This is a genomic window from Mesorhizobium sp. M5C.F.Ca.IN.020.32.2.1, assembly GCF_004023105.1.
Taxonomy (GTDB): domain Bacteria; phylum Pseudomonadota; class Alphaproteobacteria; order Rhizobiales; family Rhizobiaceae; genus Mesorhizobium; species Mesorhizobium wenxiniae.
The window spans coordinates 1-1,909 of the sequence record NZ_RZSX01001060.1; the positions used below are offsets into that span (position 1 = coordinate 1).

Here is a 1,909-nt window from a genome sequence, read left to right on the forward strand (position 1 = left end):
CGACCAATTGGCGCTGTCCCGCGCCACCGACACGATCGGCGCGGCCAGGCGCGGCATCGCGGTGGCGGCGCTCGCCGGCCACGCCAAGGCGGCGGATCCGGTGACGGCGTGGCTGGAGGCCGGCGGCGAGAGGGTCGGGCGCATCCGCGAGCGGCTGCAGGCGCTGACCGAGGGCGGCGACATCACCGTGTCGCGGCTGTCGGTGGCATCGGGGCTGATCAGCGACCTGACGGTGCTGTGAGAAGCCTTCCAAATCGCGCGCGATTGCCGGCAGGAACTGCGCTATAGAGCGAAGCGGTTCCCCGCTTCGGGGCACCGTTTCGTGGGAGGGGATATGGCCGAAATAGCAGTGCAGCGGACGTCGAGACGCGGCATCTGGGGGTGGATGCTGTTCGACTGGGCGGCGCAGCCGTTTTTCACGGTCATCACCACCTTTATCTTCGGACCCTATTTCGTCTCGCGCATGGCGAGCGATCCCGAAACTGGACAGGCGGCCTGGGGTTACGGCATCGCCGCGGCTGGATTTGCTATCGCCATTTTGTCGCCGGTCCTCGGCTCGATCGCCGACCAGACCGGCCCACGAAAGCCGTGGATCGCGCTCTTCGCCGCGATCAAGATCATCAGTCTTTGCCTTCTGTGGTTCGCTGCTCCCGGTTCGAACCTTTTCCTGGTCGTGCTGTTCTTCTCCCTGGCCTCGGTCGCGGCGGAATTCTCGACCGTCTTCAACGATTCGATGATGCCGCGTCTGGTGCCGAAGAGCGAAATCGGCCGAATCTCGAATATGGCATGGGGCCTTGGCTATCTCGGCGGCATGATCGCGCTGATCTTTGTCGTCGCCTTCATGGCCAGTTCGCCGGAAACCGGCAAGACGATCGTCGGCCTCGACCCGGTCCTCAGGCTCGACCCGAAACTCGGCGAGGACGCACGGGCGACCGGACCCCTGTCGGCGGCATGGTATTTCCTGTTCATCCTGCCAATGTTCTTTTTCACACCGGATGCGGCGAAGGGCATTCCCCTTGGCCCGGCGGTGCGCGAGGGGCTGTCGGAATTGAAATCGACGCTGGGCGAAATACGCAAGCGCAGCGGCATCTTCCGCTTTCTCGTCGCCCGCATGGTCTATCAGGATGGCGTCAATGCGTTGCTTGCCCTGGGCGGTGCCTTTGCGGCGGCGATGTTCCACTGGTCGATCACCGAGATCGGCCTGTTCGGCATCATCCTCAACGTCGTCGCCATCGTCGGCTGCCTGGTTGCCGCACGCCTCGACGTGGCGCTCGGCTCCAAGACCATAGTGATGATTTCGCTTGTCTTGCTCAGCATTGCCACGATCGGCATCGTCTCGACGGGGCCGGGTTACACGCTGTTCGGTGCCTGGATGATGCCCGGAGCCGATAGCGGCGGGTTGTTCGGTACACCCGCCGAAAAAGCCTACATCTTTTTCGGTCTGCTGATCGGGCTTGCCTTTGGGCCGGTGCAGGCATCGTCGCGCTCCTACATGGCGCGCAGCGTCACCGCTGCCGAATCGGGCCGCTATTTCGGCATCTATGCGCTGGCCGGACGGGCGACCAGTTTTGCTGCGCCATTCATGGTGGCCACGATCACCTTAGCCAGCGGCTCGTCGCGGCTAGGCATGGCGGCAATCGTGCTGTTCCTCGGCGTCGGCCTGGCGATCCTGGTCCGCACGCCTTATCCAGCGGACCAGCCGGCAGAGTGAACTGCTCTTCCAGTTCTCCCGTGGGAGAAGGGTGGATCGGCGCGATAGCGCCGAGACGGATGAGGGGTGCTGGAAGAAACGAGACGTGAAAACATCGAGGGATTTGAATCGTTTACGTCTTCATTGTGGCGATCCTGCCAACACCCCTCATCCGACCGAGCTTCGCTCGGCCTCCTTCTTCCGCAAGGGGAGAAGGAG

The 1,909-nt window shown here is 63.5% G+C and carries 2 protein-coding genes; both read left to right on the forward strand.

What is annotated here, in order from left to right:
* Positions 1 to 241, forward strand: a 241-nt coding sequence (locus EOA86_RS39030) for a hypothetical protein (protein WP_164892240.1), incomplete at its 5' end; no start/stop codon positions are given.
* A gap of 93 nt (positions 242 to 334) precedes the next feature.
* Complete coding sequence (locus EOA86_RS32810) at positions 335 to 1,711, forward strand: MFS transporter (RefSeq protein ID WP_128345371.1); 1,377 nt, start codon at positions 335 to 337, stop codon at positions 1,709 to 1,711.
* Positions 1,712 to 1,909: the final 198 nt, after the last annotated feature.

Coding starts and splice junctions, on each gene's coding strand:
- EOA86_RS32810 (WP_128345371.1), top strand. CDS start 335: ATGGCCGAAATAGCAGTGCAGCGGACGTCGAGACGCGGCATCTGGGGG.